Origin of the sequence: Azospirillum rugosum (assembly GCF_017876155.1) — a bacterium.
GTDB classification, from domain to species: Bacteria; Pseudomonadota; Alphaproteobacteria; order Azospirillales; family Azospirillaceae; genus Azospirillum; species Azospirillum rugosum.
Genome location: NZ_JAGINP010000018.1, coordinates 109,540 through 126,804, shown reverse-complemented (window position 1 = coordinate 126,804; position 17,265 = coordinate 109,540). Strand labels below are relative to the sequence as shown.

Sequence of the window (17,265 nt, the reverse complement as noted above, 5' to 3'; positions counted from 1 at the left end):
AGAGCCATAAAAGGGAGATGCGCCATGTCACGCAGCAACCACGACACCGAGCAGGAAAAGCACCAGAGCGGCGGTCCCGGCAAGGCGGCGAAGGCCGGCCATGTCGACCCCGACAAGGCGGTGGGCAACAAGCCTGGCCAGAACCAGTCCGGCTCGGAAGGACGCGAGCGCGGTTCGGGGTCCGGCGGGGCGCGCGGCGCCTCCGACGAGCAGCGCAACCGCAGCAGCTGAGCGCGCCGACCGCCGCGACGACGCCAACCGCGACGAACCCGCAGCCCGGCTGTTGGCGCCGGGCAAAGCCGTAGAAACCGTCAAGAAGAAGTGCGAACCATGTTCAAGCAGATCTCCGTCGACACCGTGAAGCAGGCCGCCGACCTCGCCCACGAGGCCATGGCCGACCGTCAGCGTTTCCTCGCCGGCATGCGGAACATCGATCTCGGCGAACAACGCGCCGAGCGCGGCTCGCGCAACCCCACCGATCTCGACGCGCTCAACATCATGTCCACCGACGCCAGCGGGGCGCTGGACCAGCTGACCCGCATGCTGGAAGGCCTGTCGCCGGAGCAGCGGACGGAACTGCGCGCCGTGATGATGGTCGGGCGCGGCGATTTCGCCGGCAACCAGTGGGACCGCGCGCTGGACGAGGCCGGCCGGGCGCCGGACGCCTCCCACTACACGGACATCGCCGAGCGGATCGACCTGCACGACTACCTGATGAAGGGCCTCTACGAGCTGAACCTCTTGAAGAAGAACGGCCAATGAGCGCGGGAGCGGTGACGGAAGGCCGTTCCGGCCCGACTCATTCCGGAACGGTCCATTCCGGAACAACGGAGCGCTGGGTCGCCATGATGGGCGGCACGGCGCTGGGGCTGGCGGGCTTGCGGCGCGGCAGTTGGGCGCTGGCCGCGCTCGGCGGCGGATTGTTCCTCGCCGGGGCGGCCGGCGTGCCGATCGCCGAGCCGGTGGCGCGGCGTGTCCGCGAGGGCGATTTCGGGCTCGGCGATCTCGGTGACGTGGCCGAGCGGCTGCCCGGCGTGGCCGGGCTGCTGCCGGCGGCGCAGCGGGAGCCGACGACCACCCAGGCCAACGTCACCGTCGCCGCCCCGCCCGACAAGCTGTTCCGCCACTGGCGCAACTTCCGCAACTTGACGGAGCTGTTCCCCCACCTGGACGCGGTGGAGGTGCTGTCCGACACGGAGAGCCGCTGGAAGGCGCACGGTCCCGGCGGCGTGGAGGTCGTCTGGCACAGCGCGCTCGACAAGGTGCGGGAGAACGAGCTGATCACCTGGCACACGCTGGAGGGCGCTCAGCTTCCGCACCGTGGCTCCGTCATGTTCAAGCCGGCGCCGGGCGACCGCGGGACGGAGGTGCGGCTGACGCTGGTCTACCAGCCGCCGGCCGGAGCGGGCGGGCGCGCCGTGTCGCGCCTGTTCGGCTCCGCGCCGGAACAGCAGGCGCGCGAGGCGCTGCGCCGGCTGAAGCGGATCATGGAGGCCGGCGAGCTTCCGACCATCGAGGGGCAACCGCGCGGGAACCGCGGCATGCGGGAGGTGATGGAATGAGGGCGCTCTGCTGGAACGGCGTCAACGACCTGCGGGTGGAGCGGGTGCCGGACCCGACGATCCTCGGCCCCCACGACGCCATCATCAAGGTCAACCTGTCCTCGGTCTGCGGGTCGGACCTGCACCTGATCGACGGCTATGTCCCCACCATGAAGCCCGGCGACGTCATCGGCCACGAGTTCCTGGGCGAGGTGGTGGAGAAGGGGCCGGAGGTGCTGCGGCTGAACCGCGGCGACCGGGTCATCACCGTGTCGATCATCGGCTGCGGCAAATGCTGGCACTGCCAGCACGAGGAATATTCGCTGTGCGACAACTCCAACCCGCAGCCGGCCTATGAGGAGGCCGCCTACGGGCACTGCACCGCGGGCATCTTCGGCTACAGCCACGCCTTCGGCGGCTACGCGGGCAGCCACGCCGAATACATCCGCGTCCCCTTCGCCGACACCAACTGCTTCCGCGTGCCGGAGGGGGTGAGCGACGAGAAGGCGGTGTTCGTGTCGGACGCGGTGCCCACCGGCTACATGGCCGCCGACATGGGCGGCATCAAGAAGGGCGACATCGTCGCGGTCTGGGGCTGTGGCGGCGTCGGGCAGATGGCGATCCGCAGCGCCTACCTGATGGGGGCGGAGCGGGTGATCGGCATCGACCGCTACCCGTACCGGCTGGAGGCCGCCCAGATGAAGGCCGGGGCGGAGCCGCTGGACTACACGCGCGTGGACGTCTACGACGCGCTGCTGGCGATGACCGGCGGGCGTGGCCCGGACGTCTGCATCGACGCGGTGGGCATGGAGGCCGACGGCTACGACACCGGCATTGAGTATTGGTACGACCGTACCAAGCAGGCCATCGGGCTGGAGAACGACCGCCCGGCGGTGCTGCGCCAGATGATCGAGTGCTGCCGCAAGGGCGGCACCCTGTCCATCGTCGGCGTCTACGGCGGCTTCATCGACAAGTTCCCCATGGGGGCGGCGATGAACAAGGCGCTGACCTTCCGCATGGGGCAGCAGCACGGCCAACGCTACGTCAAGCGCCTGTTCGAGCACATCGAGAAGGGCGAGTTGGACCCGTCCTACCTGCTGACCCACAAGTGGTCGCTGGACGACGGTCCGCGCGGCTACCGCATGTTCAAGGAAAAGATCGACGACTGCATGCGGGTCGTCTTCACGCCGTGACGCGAAAGGGAGGATGGCCATGAAGCTCGTCTACGCCTATCCGGCCGAGAAGGGGCGCGGCGTCGAGGCGGAGATCGTCGGCGGTTTGCGCGACCGCTGCGGCCACGTCGTCCAGACCGGGCGCGAGGAGCGCGATTCTGAGCGCGGCGGCGCCACCGACGTGATCGTGACGCTGGAGGTGGAGGAGCGTTGCGACGATGCGCTGAACACGCTGCGCGCCCATCCGGCCGTGATTGACGCGGCGAAGGAGAGCTTCGGGGAGCGGGTGTAGCCTCGTCCCCTCTCCCCTCCGGGGAGAGGGTTAGGGTGAGGGGGCTCGGCTTCGCTGGTACGTTCGGCACAAGCGCAACCCCCTCACCCCGACCCTCTCCCCGGAGGGGAGAGGGAGTTGGAGACCTTCATCCCAACGGCTCCAGCGGCGTTTCCCGGCGCCCCCGCACTGGGGCTTCCAGCCCCTCCGGCCTTGCGGCCCAGTGGACGGCGTTCAGGATCACGCGCTGGATTTGCGGGTGGTGGTAGGTGGGGTAGGTCTCGTGGCCGGGGCGGAAGTAGAAGACGCGGCCCAGGCCGCGGCGCCAGCCGCAGCCGCTGCGGAAGACTTCCCCGCCCTGGAACCAGCTGAGGAAGACGAGGTCGTCGGGCGGGGGCACGTCGAAGGGCTCCCCGTACATTTCCTCATGGTCGAGTTCGATGCAGTCGGAGATGCCCGCCGCCACGGGGTGGCCGGGATCGACGACCCACAGCCGTTCCTTCTCGCCGGCGATGCGGTATTTCAGGAAGCAGCCGGTGCCCATCAGGGCCAGGAAGGGCTTGGAAAAGTGGCTGGAATGCAGGGCGACGAGGCCCATGCCCTGCTCCGTCACGCGCTTCCTCACCCGGTCCACCGCCTCGTCCGGCACCTCCGCGTGCGCCTTGTGGCCCCACCAGACCAGCGTGTCGATGCCGTCCAGACGGTCCTCCGCAAGGCCGTGGCCGGGGTCGTCGAGGGTCGCGGTTGATACCTCCAGCCCGGCGGCGCGCAAGGGGCCGGCCAGCGCCTCGTGGATGCCCTGCGGGTAGAGCGCGGCGACGGCCGGGTTCATCCGTTCATGGCGGAATTCGTTCCAGATCAGGATGCGCGGACGTCGCTGGGTCATGCTCATGGAATTTCGGCCGGGAATTTCCGTCGGAAGGATCTGCGGGTGGGGGTGTTGGTTTCAACAGGAATTGTACGAAAGGCAAGCCGGACACTGATCTTTCGGGATCAACCCGGCCCGCCGCCTGTTGTGGGGAACCGATGGTCCACTCAATGCCGCACGAAGGTCAAGCACCCATGAGCCCCGACAGCCATGCGTTGGCGTCTCCCTTGTCCCTGTCCGGTCCGGCGGCGTCGCGCCGCCAACCGATGGGCGTGGAGGTGTTACCGGGCGACCGGGTGCACGCGCGGGTCTGGGCCCCGAAATGCCGCCGCGTGGCCATGGTGATCGAGCCTGCCCAGGACGGCGAGGGGCGGTCGGTGGAGCTGAAGGCGGAATCCGACGGCTATTTCTCGGCAATGGTGGAGGGCGTGCCTGTCGGCAGCCTGTACAATTTCCGCCTGGACGGAGGCGAGAAGCTCTATCCCGATCCGGCGTCGCGCTTCCAGCCGGACGGGCCGCACGGGCCGTCGCAGGTCGTCGACCCCGGCCGCTTCGCCTGGACCGACGGGGACTGGAAGGGCCGGCCGATCAAGGGCCAAGTCGTCTACGAGATGCACATCGGCACCTTCACGCCGGAGGGCACCTGGGAGGCCGCGGTGCGGGAACTGCCGCATCTGGCCGATCTCGGCGTCACGGTGCTGGAGCTGATGCCGGTGGCGGAGTTCGCCGGCCGCTTCGGCTGGGGGTACGACGGGGTGGACCTGTTCGCGCCGACGCGCCTCTACGGCGATCCCGACGGTATGCGGCGCTTCGTGGACCGCGCGCACGCGCTGGGCCTCGCCGTCATCCTGGACGTCGTCTACAACCACCTGGGCCCCAGCGGGAACTACCTGACCTGCTTCTCCGACAGCTGGTTCACCGACAAATACGACAACGAGTGGGGCGACGCGATCAACTTCGACGGCCCGGGCTCCGGCCCGGTGCGGGAGTTCTTCCGCGGCAACGCGGCGTTCTGGGTGGACGAATACCACCTGGACGGCCTGCGGCTGGACGCCACGCAGCAGATCTTCGACGGCTCCAGCCCGCACATCCTGCAGGAGATCAGCCAAGCCGTGCGCGACGCCGCGGGCGGGCGGGACACCATCCTGATCGGCGAGAACGAGCCGCAGCACGCCACCATGGTGCGCCCGGTGACGGAGGGCGGATTCGGGCTGGACGCCATCTGGAACGACGACTTCCACCATTCCGCCATGGTCGCGCTGACCGGCCGGAACGAGGCCTACTACACCGATTACAAGGGGACGCCGCAGGAGTTCGTCTCCGCCATGAAGCACGGCTTCCTCTACCAGGGGCAATGGTACAGGTGGCAGGGCAAGCGGCGCGGGATGCCGGCCTTCGGGCTGGCGCGCCCGGCCTTCGTCACCTTCATCCAGAACCATGACCAGATCGCCAACTCCGGCAAGGGATTGCGCGCCCACGCGCTGACCTCGCCCGGCCGCTACAAGGCGATGACCGCGCTGATGCTGCTCGGCCCCGGCACGCCGATGCTGTTCCAGGGGCAGGAGTTCGCGGCCAGCGCGCCCTTCTATTACTTCGCCGACCACGAGCCCTGGCTGGCCGAAAAGGTCGAGGAGGGGCGGGCGGAGTTCCTGTCGCAGTTCCCCAGCCTCGCCACGCCGGAGATGCGCGGCTGCCTGAAGAAGCCCCACGACGAGGCGACCTTCCACCGCTCCAAGCTGGACCACGGCGAGCGGGAGACGCACGCGGAGACCTGGAATCTCCACCGCGACCTGCTGCGGCTGCGGCGGGAGGATCCGGTGTTCGCCGCCCAGCGGGTCGGCGGGCTCGACGGCGCCGTGCTGGCGGAGGAGGCCTTCGTGCTGCGCTTCTTCGGAGAGGAGGACGGCGACGACCGGCTGCTTCTGGTCAACCTGGGGCGCGACCTGACGCTGCGGGTGGTCCCGGAACCGCTGCTGGCCCCGCCGCTTGGCAAGGACTGGGCACCGCTGTGGTCGAGCGAGGCGACCCGCTACGGCGGCTGCGGCACGGCCCCGGTGGACGCGGGGGAGGAATGGCACATCCCGGGCCACGCGGCCGTGGTGCTGGTACCCGGCGATCCAAAGCCCAAGAACCCTGACACGAGAGAAACCGAGCAGGAGACCCATGGCTGATTTCGTCCGCAAGATCGAGCGCGACGTGCTGCAATCCGCGCCGGACGCCGCGCTCTCGCGCGAATGGCTGGTGGCGAACGGGCTCGGCGGCTACGCGTCGTCGTCCCTGTCCGGTGCCGTCACCCGGCGCTACCACGGGCTGCTGGTGGCGGCGCTGCCGGCGCCGCTCGGCCGCGTGGTGATGCTGAGCCAGGTGAACGACGTGCTGATCCAGCCGGACGGCACCGAGCGCCGGCTGGGCAGCTACAACCCCGACCCGGACCACTGGCACAACGGCTCCCCCTCCGGCCTGACCGAGTTCCGCATGGAGGCGGGGCTGCCGGTCTGGCGCTACGACTTCGACGGGGTGGTGATCGAAAAGCAGGTGGTCATGCCGCACCGGCAGAACATCGTGCACGTCACCTACCGCATCGTGAAGGCGGACCAACCCGTCCACCTGCGGCTGCGCCCGGTGCTGGCCTTCCGCAAGCTGGAGGCCGCGGTGGACCAGCCGCTGGCCCGCGACTACCGCATCACCGCGCGCGGCCACGAATATGAGGTGTGGGCCGGCCCCGACCTGCCGGTGCTGCGCATGGCGATCGAGGGGGCGGAGCTTCCCCTGACGCTGGACGGCGGCGCGCGGCGCGACGTCTTCTACTCCGTGGAGGCGGACCGGGGCTACGAATCGCGCGGCTCCCTCTGGTCGCCCGGCTTCTTCAGCGGGCCGCTGTCGCAGGGGCAGACCATCAGCTTCGTCGCGGCGACCGAATCCTGGCAGCGCATCTGGGCCCTGCCGCCCGACGACGTGCTGCGGTTCGAGACGGAGCGGCGCCGGCGGCTGGTCCACACCGCGCACCCGGCGCTGCGCGAGGGGGCTATGGCGGAGCTGGTGCTGTCGGCCGACAGCTTCATCTTCGTCCCCGCCGGCCGCGTCGCCGACCAGATGCGCGCCCGCGCCGAGGGCGACGAGGTGCGCACGGTGATCGCCGGCTATCACTGGTTCACCGACTGGGGCCGCGACACCATGATCAGCCTGGAAGGGCTGACCCTGACCACCGGGCGGCATGTGGAGGCGGGCTGGATCCTGCGCACCTTCGCGCACTACATCCGCCAGGGGCTGATCCCCAACATGTTCCCCGACGGCAAGGACGAGGGGCTGTACCACACCGCCGACGCGACCCTGTGGTTCTTCCACGCGCTGAACCGCTACCTCCGCGCCACCAACGACCGGCACACCCTGCAGCTGCTGTTGCCCAAGCTGCTGGACGTCATCGACCAGCACCGCCGCGGCACCCGCTTCGGCATCGGGGTGGACCCGCGCGACGGGCTGCTGCGCCAGGGGCAGGAGGGCTACCAGCTCACCTGGATGGACGCCAAGGTGGAGGACTGGGTGGTCACGCCGCGCCGGGGCAAGGCGGTGGAGATCAACGCGCTCTGGTACAACGCGCTGCGCCTGACATCCTCATGGCTGACGGAGGAGGGCGAGGCCGACGCCGCCCGCCCGCTGGAGGAACTGGCGGAGCAGGCCCGCGTCTCCTTCAACAAGCGCTTCTGGTGCGAGCATTCCGGCCATCTCTACGACGTGGTGGACGGGGAGCAGGGCGACGACGCCTCCTGCCGGCCCAACCAGATCTTCGCCATCTCGCTCGACAACCCGGTGCTCGACCGCAGCCATTGGGAGCCGGTGGTGGAGACGGTGCGGCAGAAGCTGCTGACGCCGGTCGGCCTGCGCTCCCTGGCGCCGGGCAGCCGCGACTACAAGCCGAAGTATTTCGGCGACCTGCGCGCCCGCGACGCGGCCTACCACCAGGGCACGGTGTGGGGCTGGCTGATCGGCCCCTACGTCGACGCCTGGCTGAAGGTTCACCCCGACGACCATGCGGGCGCGCGGGAGCTGCTGAAGGGCTTCATCCCGCACCTGGACGAGGCGGGCATCGGCACCATCGCGGAGATCTTCGACGCGGAGCCCCCCTTCCGCCCGCGCGGCTGCATCTCCCAGGCCTGGAGCGTCGCAGAGGTGCTGCGCTGCTGGGCGGCGACCGCGCCGAATCAATAAACGCTCGGGGATCGGGCAGTATTGGCGGTGCCCGTGGACTCGCTCAACGGGCATCCGGGCGTGTGTTTCAAATAGGAAAGAGACATCCGGTCAAATCGGCGAATCGGGAGCTAAAGTTTAACAGAATCGAAACCCAACCTTTGTTGCTCCGCAGCATGGCCGGAGACTATCATCCGGCGCCGGTTGAGTCCTGAAGCGTTCGAACAATCGCAACGTATGATTCGGGCCGGCGCGGGATGACTCGGGAGGGGCCATGTTGACGCTGTTGTCGAAAGCCGAGCGCCGGAAGTCGGGTTGGGACGATCTCGACCGTACGGTGCTGGAGCGGACGTCCGAGGGCTGCTGGGTCGTGGATCGCGACCTGGTCACCGTCCATGTGAACCCGGCGCTGTGCGCGATGCTCGGCTACCGCAAGGGGGAACTGGTCGGCACCCACCTGCTGAGCTACGTCGCCGAGGAGAGCCGGGCCGTGATGGAGCGGCAGGTGGTGATGCGCGATCTGGTCCCGCACCGCTCCTACGACGTGACGCTGATGCGGTCGGACGGGCAGCCGCTCTACGCGATCTTCAACGACTCCCGGCTCGACGACGACAGCGGCGCGGTCCGCGGGGCCTGCATCTTCGTCACCGACATCTCGCGTCGGCACGAGACGGAGATGCGGCACGAGGCGCAGCGGGAGCATCTGGCCGACACCGTGGCCCGCATGAACCGCTTCCTCGGACAGATCTGTCAGGACCTGAAGGACCCGCTGAGCGCCATCCTGGGCGCCACCCAGATGATCAGCGCCGACGTGGCGGCGGCTCCGCCTGCCGCCGCCAGGGGAGGCGGGACAGGAGACGGGACAGGAGACGGGACAGGAGACGGGCTGGGCGACTACGCCGCCCTGTGCAGCGATGCCGGCCGGCAGATCATGCGGACCATCGAGAACCTGTCGCAGTGGTCGCGCCTGCAGTTGAACCAGATTTCGATGGACCTGCGGGTGTACGAGGTGGGCGGTCTGCTCCAGGACATCCTGGAAGAGCTGGAGCCGCGCGCCCGCGCCCGCGACGTGCTGATCATCAACCGCATCGTCGCGACCCATGTGCTGGGCGACCTGACCGGCCTGACCACCGTGCTGCGCCATGTGATCGAAAACGCGGTGCGCTTCTCCCTGTCGGGCAGCATCGTGATGCTGTCGGCCACGGCTGCGGACGGGCGGGTGACGCTTCGGGTGCAGGACAACGGCGTCGGCATTCCGGAGGAGGTGCTGCCCTACCTGTTCCGCATCGACCACCACCACGCCTCCCCCGGCGCCGATGGGGAGCTGGGGAGCGGCCTCGGCCTGCTGATCAGCAAGGCCATGGTGGAGCGCATGGGCGGCAGCATCCGCCTGTACAGCCGGCCCGGCGGCGGCACCGCCGTGACCGTCGTTCTGGCCGAGGGCGCCTGCCCGGCGGCGTGAGCCGCGCATCCAACCAAGCAGCGGCGAAGCATCCGAGAAGGAACGGAAGCGGAATCGGTCCGGGACGGGGACGGTGGCGCAAGTCGGCCGCCGCCGTCCGCCTCCGCGCCGTCTTGGGAACGGGAGCGCGCGCCGGGCGCACCACTGTCCTACGACGGTCGGTCTATTGTGCGCAGGCGCGCCGGCGGTGCCGCCGGTCGGATGGCGTACCCCGGGCTTTGTCGAAAAGAGTGAGCGGGTCCCCCTTGCGAGATCCCCGAACAGTCAGTTGTCAACAGGGCACAGGGCGCGGCGAATTGGCCGGGCTGGGCGGGGACCGGCAGAATCCCGTTGACAGGCCGTGGCGCGGCGGCAACACGGAAACAACAATTATAGCCCGAATATCAATAGCTTAGGTGCTCTGCCCAGAAAATGGGCAAAACGGGTCAGGGCCTTGCGGCGCTTGGGGCGAATCGAGATTGCCCGGGGCTTGTCAACACAGTTATCCACAGAGTCTGTGGAGAGCCTAGCCGCGAGGTAATACGCCGTCGGCACGGCATGGCCTTCCGGCGCCCGAGTCGGCCGATCGGGCTAAACACTTCAGATTTTAGGTTTTGCGGGGTTTCGCCGCTATAGTGGTGATGTTCCGGTCCGATGCCCGGTCCGATGCGTCGCATCGGGCGCGCGACGAAAGGGAGGTGCGCATGCTGGATGTCTACGGGACGTCTTGCCCGCCGCCGCGCCAGCGGTGGACGCGCGTGGCCCGAAGCGATGGCCGAAGCACGGGTCCAGCCGCCCGAAGGCCGTCCGGCTTCCTGTCTCCCGCCCTGACGGCGACCGCGCTGGCCGCCGTCATGCTCCATCTGCTGGCGAACCTCGCCTCGTATCTGGCGTCGGCCGACGCGGCCTCGGCGGTGACCGTGCTGTTGGGCATGGCGGCCGTGCTGGTCACCCTGCTGCCCTTCACGCTGCTGTGCGCGCGCCGCGCGGGCGAGGCCTTGCGGCGCGACGCGTGATCGACAGGTGGGCAGAGGGCGGGAAGTTGTTGCCCTGCGCATGACCTCCGCGCTTAAATCGCCGCGGGGGCCCGCGCGGCCCGGCGTGCAGCGGGGGCTCGCATGGGCATGTTCGATTTCCTGAAGGTTTCGGTCAGCGACAAGAAGAAGCCGGCCGCCACGCGCCGCGGCGACGCGCCCGGCAGCTGCATCGAGTTCGACGGGAAGAGCTTCCCGCTGGCCTCGATCAACAGCCAGGGCTTCGTGGCGACCGGCTTCGACGGATCGCTGGTCGCCAAACAGACCGCACGAATCACCGTGCGGGTGGCCGACCCCTACGGCAACTTCACCTTTCCGGCGACGGTGGGCATCACCGACGTGCGGGACGGCCGGGTCGCCGGCGCCTGGAGCATGTTGCCGGCCGATGTCGACGCGACGATCCGCAAGTATGTCCAGCTGCGCAAGCAGAAGACCGGGAAGTAGCGGGGGGGATCACCACCAAGGCACCAAGACACCAAGAATCCACCCGGTGCCGGGCGCGGGGATTCTTGGTGTCTTGGTGCCTTGGTGGTGAAATTGTTCTTCTAATTGCGCGTCGCGCCGCTCGTCGCGCTGGCGCTGACCACGGGGTCGCTGGCCAGCAGGCGCATGCGTTCGATCCATTCCGACAGGGTCACGAACTCGCAGCCCTTGGCGCGCATCTCCCCGATCACGCGGGGCAGGGCTGTCAGCGTCGACGGGTAGGTGGAGTGCAGCAGCAGGACGCTGCCGGTGCCGGCCTCCGTCTTCACGTGCTGCACGATCTTGTCCGGGTCGCGGACCTGCCAGTCGCGGGTGTCCACGGTCCACAGGACCGGGCTCATTCGCTCGTCGCGCGCGATGGACAGCAGGTCGAGCGTGTAGCGCCCGTAGGGCGGGCGGAACAGCACCGGGTCGGCGCCGAAGCCGCGCAGGATGCGGTTGGCCTCCGCGATCTCGAAGCGCTGCGCCTCCGGCGTCAGGGCGCGGAGGTCGGAATGGGTCAGGCTGTGGTTGCCGATCTCGTGCCCCGCCGCGATGAAGTCGCGGATGACCTCGCCCTGACTCTCCGCGACTTTGCCAATGGGGAAGTAGGTGGCGCGGATCTTCTCGCGGTTCAGCACGTCGAGGATCTGCCGCGTCACCACCCGGTGCGGGCCGTCGTCGAAGGTCAGCGCGCAGAGGTTCCAGTTCTCCCGCTTCAGGACCGCGGGCGTGACGTCCCAGGTGGTGTCGGGAATCACGGCGCCCAGCCGGCCCTTGCGGCGGCCGTGGCGCTCGATGTCCGCCATGGTCCGCGCATCGTCCGGCCCATAGGTGAAGGCGCCGTCCGTGCCGGCCTGGGAGGCCGGAGTCGGGGCTGGAGCCGGGGGCGGGGCCGGGTTGGGAGGCGCGTCGAGGACAAGGCAGCCGAAGCCGGCGCCGACCATGCGGCGGCACAGGGCCTGGACGTCGAGGCCGGCCGGGGCAGTCGCGCGCAGGGCGACGCCGCTGCCCTGGCGCTTCGCGTCCAACGGCACGACCTTGGGGCTCAGCCCGTCGGCCAGGTTCGGGGATGCGCGGCGCAGGCTTTCCCACGCCCACCACGCCTCCCCGTCCTTCTGGTAAAGGCCGAGTTGCAGCAGAGCCTTCGGTTCGGCCGGCGCGGTGGCAGCGCGGGTGGGCTGAGGGGCGGCGGCCAGGACGGCGAGAGCTAGCGCGGCAGCGGTCTTGCGAATGCGATGGAGGCGGCTGGCGGGTGGTCGCGGTGCGCGCACGATGTCTGTCCCCACCGGTGTCCCATCCCGATGCCGTGCCGGGCGTCTCAACACCGCGACAGTCGTTCGTGTCCGTCGAATACCACCCCTTTGGTATTAATTCAAACGACAATGGTTCGAAGGGCAGGGGTTCGAAGCATCGAGGCATTTCCCCCGGTGCGTGTGGGCGTCCGCGCGCGGAACCAACACCCGTCCTTCCGGTTAAGTTTGCCGCACACCGCGTGAGGCGAACCAGGAAGGAGAGGGCCCGGATGGCCGAGTCTTTGGAAAGCCGGATCGAGAAGCGCGCCTACCAGATCTGGGAGCGCGAGGGGCGGCCGGAGGGGCGTTCCCATGACCATTGGGAACTGGCCCGCGAGGAAATCGCCATCGAGGACAATTACCGGGACACGCTGCTGCCGAACCCGTCGCACGGGCCGGACGACACCGCCGAGCGGACGGAACCGGTCGAGCCGGTGCTGAGCATTGCCAACCAGGGCGAGATGCCGGGCATCGCCGACCAGGGCGAGGAGTTCCAGATCCCCGGCGCCGGGGACCGCGACCCCATTCCGGCGACCGCCGACAGCGGGGCCCCGGAAGCCGTCGCGCAGCCCCGCACGCCGCGGCGGTCGCGCCGCGGCCGCTGACCGGCATCGTGTCGGCCGTGGGTGCCCGCCTCCCTCCCGCCCCGCTTGTCTTCCGTGCTGAAGAAGGACCCCCCATGGACACGAACCTGGAAATCGCTTTCCACAACATGGACACCCAGCCGGAGCTGGAAGCCTACATCCGCGAGCGGGCGGAGAAGGTGGAGAAGCTGTTCGACCGTCTTGTCGGCATGCGCGTCGCCGTGGAGGCCACGCACCGTCAGCACAAGACCGGCAACGTCTACGACGTGCACATTGAGCTGATGGTGCCGGGCCAGGACATCGTGGTCAGCCGCAAGCCGAACAAGGCGAAGGAGCGCTACGCCAACCCCGACGCCCGGACCTCGATCCGCGACGCCTTCGAGGCGGCCGAACGGCAGCTGAAGGAATACAAGGACAAGCTGCGCCGCGACGTGAAGACCCACGATCCGGAACAGCCGGGCCGCGTCGCCCAGCTGTTCCCGAACGAGGACCATGGCTTCATCATCACCAACACGGGCACGCAGTTGTACTTCCACCGCAACAGCTGCCTGAACGTGAACCTGGACGAGCTGAAGACCGGCGACCCGGTGAAGTATGTGGAAACCACCGGCGACACCGGCCCCACCGCCTCCAAGGTCTGGCGCGCCGCCGGCTCCGACTCGGAGTTGCACGCGTCATAAAGGGGTTTTCACCACAAAGACACAAAGGGCACAAAGAACGTCACAAAGGGGTTTCGGCCTTGCTGCCGGCGCGCTCTTATGGAGAGGCTCCTTTGTGAAATTCTTTGTGTCTTTGTGTCTTCGTGGTGAATCCCTTCTCAGCCGGTGAACTTGGCGGGTTCCGCTACGCCCGCTGCGCCGGGGCGCCGGCAGCCTGCGGGTTCGCCGCCGGAACGGGCGACGGGGCCGCCGCTCCGCCGCCATCCTCGTTCAGGTCGTAGATGTCCGGGTGCAGGTGCACGCGGTCGCCGGCGTCCACCGTCGCCGTCCAGTAGACGAAGCGCACCGGCACCGGGCGGGTCAGCTTCACCCACTGCGGCTCCGGCTTGTCGAGCATGCGGGTCAGGCGGTCCGGGCTGACATGCTCGTCCGCCAGAAGCGCCTCGGCCATGCCGCGGGCGTCCTCCAGCCGCACGCAGCCGGAGCTGACGGTGCGGATCTCCCGGTCGAACAGCTTGGGGTCGTTCGTGCCGTGCAGGTAGATGCTGTAGGAGTTGGTCAGGTTGAAGCGGAACCGGCCGAGCGCGTTGTGGTCGCCCGGCTGCTGCACGATGCGCACGCGGCGCGGCGACACGCCGTTCCAGTCCACCAGGGCCGGCTCCACCGGCGCGCCGTCCAGGTAGACGACGGCGTTGTCGATGCCGGGCGTGCCCTTGCTGCGCAGCAGGGGCAGCTTGTCCTCCTTCAGCACCGTGGGCGGCACGGTCCAGGTCGGGTTGACGATCACGTGGGTGATGCGGTCCTGCAGCATCGGCGTCTCGCGCGACGGGCGCCCGACGATGGAGCGCATGGTCAGCACCTCCTCCCCGTTGCGGACCAGGGTGGTGGTCTGGCTCGGCAGGTTCACCAGCACGATGGTGTCCGGCACGCTGTCGCGCAGCACGCGCATGTCGGCGGCGCTGCGCCGCATCTGCTGCGCGGCCTCCGGCGTGGAGCGGTCGAGCGCCGCCCGCGTGCCGCCGCCGATCAGCCCGTCGGGGCGCAGCCCCTGCGCCACCTGGTAGGCGCGCACCGCCGCGTCCACCGACTCGTCGAACAGGTCGGTGCGCTGCGCCTCGGTCAGGAAGCCCAGCTCCACCAGCCGCTGGGTCAGCAGGGCCACGCGCTCCCCGGAGACGCCCTTTTTCAGCAGCGGGCCGCGGCCGATTCGGGTGATGGGCTGTTCCGGCATCGCCTCCAGCTCCGCCGCGGCGGCGTCGAGCCGGTCGGCCCAGCCGCCCAGCGAGTCGCGGTAGGAGGCCGCCTGCGCCGATGCCGCACCCGCGAGGAGCGAGGCCGCCAGCGTCAACGCGGCGAAGGCCCGCTTGGCGGAAAGCATCTGGGTTGCGTGCATGGCGTGTCCTTCGCGCTGGGAGATGGCCGCCCGGCCGAAGGTGGCCGGGAAATCGTCCATGCTTATGTAGTACGCCCAAGCCCAGGCTTCGAGCGGCCTAACACCTCCGTATCGATTCCCGTCCGCCGGTGTGTCCTTCCTGCCAAAGCCGGCGGGAGAGCGGATTCGGCTTCATTGTGACCTTTCCGTGCGGATTTTGGGTTGATCGCGTCCCGGGCCTCGCCTATAGGGATAATCGTTGGGTATGACCACAATATTTTGGACATACCCATTCCATCCATAGGGGTGCCCGGCGATGGATCCGGCGCGCCTCGCTCCACCGAACGCAAGACGGCCGAACGCAAGACGGGAGGGATGACTTTTGGGGACTGACGACCGTGCCGCGCCGATGAACGGGCGCGCGACCGGCCGCCGCGGGTTTCTGACCTTCGCCGCCGCCACGCTGACCGCCATGGCCGTCCCGGCCGTGATACCCGCCGCCCCCGCGATGGCGGCCCCCCTGGCCGGCGGCGTCCGCCGGATCGCCCTGCACAACGTCAACACCAACGAGCATTTCAGCGGAGTCTATTGGGCCGACGGCGCCTACAAGGCCGACGCCCTGCGCAAGCTCGACGTGCTGCTGCGCGACCACCGCGCCAAGCAGGTCTGCCGCTTCGACCCGCGCCTGTTCGACCTGCTGGCCCGCGTGCACCAGGCGGTGGACAGCGACGAACCCTTCCGGATCATCTGCGGCTACCGCTCCAAGCGGACCAACGCCGTGGCCCGCCGCCGCTCCCGCGGGGTCGCGAAGCAGAGCTACCACACCCGCGGCATGGCGGTGGACGTGCGGCTGCCGGACGTGGAGCTCGGCGCCATCGCCGACGCGGCCATGGAGCTGGAGCTGGGCGGCGTCGGCTATTACCCGCGCAGCGGCTTCGTCCACCTGGACGTCGGGCCGGTGCGCAGCTGGTGACGGCCCCTTTTTGACGCGGACGCGGGGGCACGTCATAGGCGCCTTGCCCCGCGTCCTGCCCAGTCGATAGGCCCCAGGAACCATACGCCGACGCGCCGGTTGCTGCCGACAGGCACACCCGAACAAGCGACGTGAAGGCGATGTTCTGCAAAAACGATCTTGAGCGGCTGCTGGCCGTCGACACCGCCCCGGCGGTGTCCATCTTCATGCCGACCCACATCGCCGGGCGCGAAATCCGCCAGGATGTGATCCGGCTGAGGAACCTGATGGCGAAGGCCCAGGACGCGCTGTGCGAGAAGCACGGCCTGCGCCGGCCCGACGCCGAAAGCTTCATGAAGCCTGTCGCGAACCTGCTGGACCAGGGCGAGTTCTGGCGCCACATGGACCGTGGGCTGGCCGTGTTCCTGGCCAAGGGCGTCACGGCGATCCACCGCGTGCCCATCGAGCTGCCGGAGGAGGTCTGCGTCAACTCCCGCTTCACCGTGCGGCCCCTGCTGCCGCTGCTGGCGGACGACGGCAACTTCATGATCCTGGCGATCACCGCCGGGCGCGCGCGCCTGTTCTCCGCCACCCGCCACGGCATCGCGGAGGAGGATGTGGACCTGCCGCACGGCGTGGCGGAAATCCACGCCGAAACCGACTATGACGAGAACAACCTGAACTCCGCCCCGCCGGCCCGCCACGGCGACCGCACGGACCGCGGCAGCATCGCCATGGTCAAGACGCACAACTTCGGCGAGGATCCGGAGGAGCTGCGCAAGGCGCACCTCATCTCCTACATCGGCCGGGTCTGCGCCAAGGTGCAGGACCACCTGAAGCTCTTCCACGGTCCGCTCGTGCTGGTCGCGGAGGACGAGATCCAGGGCCATGTGCGCAAGGACACCCACCCCCGCGCGCTGATCGAGAAGGGCGTGTTCGCCAACCCCGACGCGCTGGAGCCGGAGGAGATCCACCGCCGCGCCTACGCGGTCGTGCAGCCGATGTTCGACCAGGCGCGCCGCGCCGCGCTGGAGCATTTCAACGCCCTGCACGGCGACCGCAGCACCGCCGAACGGACCATGACCCGCGTCGAGGACACCATGGTGGCCGCCCGCGAGGGGCGGGTCGGCGTCCTGCTGGTGGCGGAGAACGACCGTATCTGGGGCCATTACCGCGAGGACTACCACCGCGCCTTCCCGCTCCACCACGAGACGGACGGCGCCATCGATCTGGTCGAGCATGCGACCATGGAGACCCTGCTGCGCGGCGGCGAGGTGCATGTGGTCGCCAAGGGCGAACTGCCCTCCGGCGCGTCGACCGCGGCGATCCTGCGCTTCTGACGGCTCGGTCATTCGCAGCGAAAAGGCCCCTCGCCGGCGCGGGGGGCCTTTTTCGTTGTCGCGGAGTCGTCGTTGCGGCGGCTGGACCG

Annotated in this window: 17 protein-coding genes; 14 read left to right on the top strand and 3 right to left on the bottom strand. The window is 69.2% G+C overall.

Features of this window, described 5'->3' with window-relative positions:
• Positions 1–24: 24 nt before the first annotated feature.
• The 5 genes from J2851_RS23200 to J2851_RS23180 all read left to right on the top strand — a co-directional run bounded on the left by J2851_RS23200 (position 25) and on the right by J2851_RS23180 (position 3,005).
• Positions 25–231 carry a hypothetical protein gene (locus J2851_RS23200; RefSeq protein ID WP_209769193.1) on the top strand — a complete coding sequence of 69 codons (207 nt, stop codon included), beginning with the start codon at positions 25–27 and terminating at the stop codon, positions 229–231.
• Positions 232–330: 99 nt separating this feature from the next.
• Entirely contained in the window at positions 331–762 is a 432-nt protein-coding gene (locus tag J2851_RS23195) for a DUF3775 domain-containing protein (protein WP_209769192.1), read from the top strand.
• On the top strand, positions 759–1,562 hold the full coding sequence (locus J2851_RS23190; protein WP_209769191.1) for an SRPBCC family protein: 804 nt from the start codon (positions 759–761) through the stop codon (positions 1,560–1,562). The genes J2851_RS23195 and J2851_RS23190 overlap by 4 nt, the downstream gene beginning before the upstream one ends.
• Entirely contained in the window at positions 1,559–2,734 is a 1,176-nt protein-coding gene (locus tag J2851_RS23185; protein WP_209769190.1) for a zinc-dependent alcohol dehydrogenase, read from the top strand. The genes J2851_RS23190 and J2851_RS23185 overlap by 4 nt, the downstream gene beginning before the upstream one ends.
• Before the next feature lie 19 nt (positions 2,735–2,753).
• The gene (locus J2851_RS23180) at positions 2,754–3,005 is read left to right on the top strand and encodes a hypothetical protein (protein ID WP_209769189.1); all 252 of its coding nucleotides are present in this window, start codon (positions 2,754–2,756) and stop codon (positions 3,003–3,005) included.
• 127 nt (positions 3,006–3,132) lie between these two features.
• Here J2851_RS23180 and J2851_RS23175 read toward each other — a convergent pair whose 3' ends face one another.
• The gene (locus tag J2851_RS23175) at positions 3,133–3,870 is read right to left on the bottom strand and encodes a ThuA domain-containing protein (RefSeq protein ID WP_209769187.1); all 738 of its coding nucleotides are present in this window, start codon (positions 3,868–3,870) and stop codon (positions 3,133–3,135) included.
• Between the two features lie 176 nt (positions 3,871–4,046).
• Between J2851_RS23175 and treZ the strand changes: the two genes are divergently transcribed.
• From treZ to J2851_RS23150, 5 genes are all read left to right on the top strand, one after another.
• Complete coding sequence (treZ, locus tag J2851_RS23170) at positions 4,047–6,023, top strand: malto-oligosyltrehalose trehalohydrolase (protein WP_211114420.1); 1,977 nt, start codon at positions 4,047–4,049, stop codon at positions 6,021–6,023.
• Complete coding sequence (locus tag J2851_RS23165; RefSeq protein WP_209769185.1) at positions 6,016–8,058, top strand: amylo-alpha-1,6-glucosidase; 2,043 nt, start codon at positions 6,016–6,018, stop codon at positions 8,056–8,058. Before treZ ends, J2851_RS23165 begins: the two co-directional genes overlap by 8 nt.
• A gap of 253 nt (positions 8,059–8,311) precedes the next feature.
• Positions 8,312–9,499: a PAS domain-containing sensor histidine kinase gene (locus J2851_RS23160; protein ID WP_209769184.1), complete on the top strand. Its 1,188-nt coding sequence runs from the start codon at positions 8,312–8,314 to the stop codon at positions 9,497–9,499.
• Between the two features lie 683 nt (positions 9,500–10,182).
• The gene (locus J2851_RS23155; protein WP_209769183.1) at positions 10,183–10,494 is read left to right on the top strand and encodes a hypothetical protein; all 312 of its coding nucleotides are present in this window, start codon (positions 10,183–10,185) and stop codon (positions 10,492–10,494) included.
• A gap of 102 nt (positions 10,495–10,596) precedes the next feature.
• Positions 10,597–10,956, top strand: coding sequence for a hypothetical protein (locus tag J2851_RS23150; protein WP_209769182.1), 360 nt, complete (start codon positions 10,597–10,599; stop codon positions 10,954–10,956).
• Positions 10,957–11,057: 101 nt separating this feature from the next.
• On the opposite strand, the gene J2851_RS36600 is transcribed toward J2851_RS23150, so the two are convergent.
• Positions 11,058–12,248 (bottom strand): polysaccharide deacetylase family protein, encoded by a 1,191-nt coding sequence (locus J2851_RS36600; protein ID WP_307420161.1) that lies wholly within the window; start codon positions 12,246–12,248, stop codon positions 11,058–11,060.
• A gap of 251 nt (positions 12,249–12,499) precedes the next feature.
• On the opposite strand from J2851_RS36600, the gene J2851_RS23140 reads away from it, so the two are divergent.
• The gene (locus tag J2851_RS23140) at positions 12,500–12,874 is read left to right on the top strand and encodes a DUF2934 domain-containing protein (protein WP_209769181.1); all 375 of its coding nucleotides are present in this window, start codon (positions 12,500–12,502) and stop codon (positions 12,872–12,874) included.
• Positions 12,875–12,948: 74 nt separating this feature from the next.
• Positions 12,949–13,533 (top strand): HPF/RaiA family ribosome-associated protein, encoded by a 585-nt coding sequence (locus J2851_RS23135; RefSeq protein ID WP_209769180.1) that lies wholly within the window; start codon positions 12,949–12,951, stop codon positions 13,531–13,533.
• 163 nt (positions 13,534–13,696) lie between these two features.
• On the opposite strand, the gene J2851_RS23130 is transcribed toward J2851_RS23135, so the two are convergent.
• Positions 13,697–14,965: a L,D-transpeptidase family protein gene (locus J2851_RS23130; RefSeq protein WP_246500871.1), complete on the bottom strand. Its 1,269-nt coding sequence runs from the start codon at positions 14,963–14,965 to the stop codon at positions 13,697–13,699.
• 301 nt (positions 14,966–15,266) lie between these two features.
• Here J2851_RS23130 and mepK point away from each other — a divergent pair, with 301 nt between their 5' ends.
• Positions 15,267–15,857 carry a peptidoglycan L,D-endopeptidase MepK gene (mepK, locus tag J2851_RS23125; RefSeq protein WP_246500870.1) on the top strand — a complete coding sequence of 197 codons (591 nt, stop codon included), beginning with the start codon at positions 15,267–15,269 and terminating at the stop codon, positions 15,855–15,857.
• Positions 15,858–15,997: 140 nt separating this feature from the next.
• Entirely contained in the window at positions 15,998–17,176 is a 1,179-nt protein-coding gene (locus J2851_RS23120) for a baeRF3 domain-containing protein (protein WP_209769179.1), read from the top strand.
• Positions 17,177–17,265 lie beyond the last annotated feature (89 nt).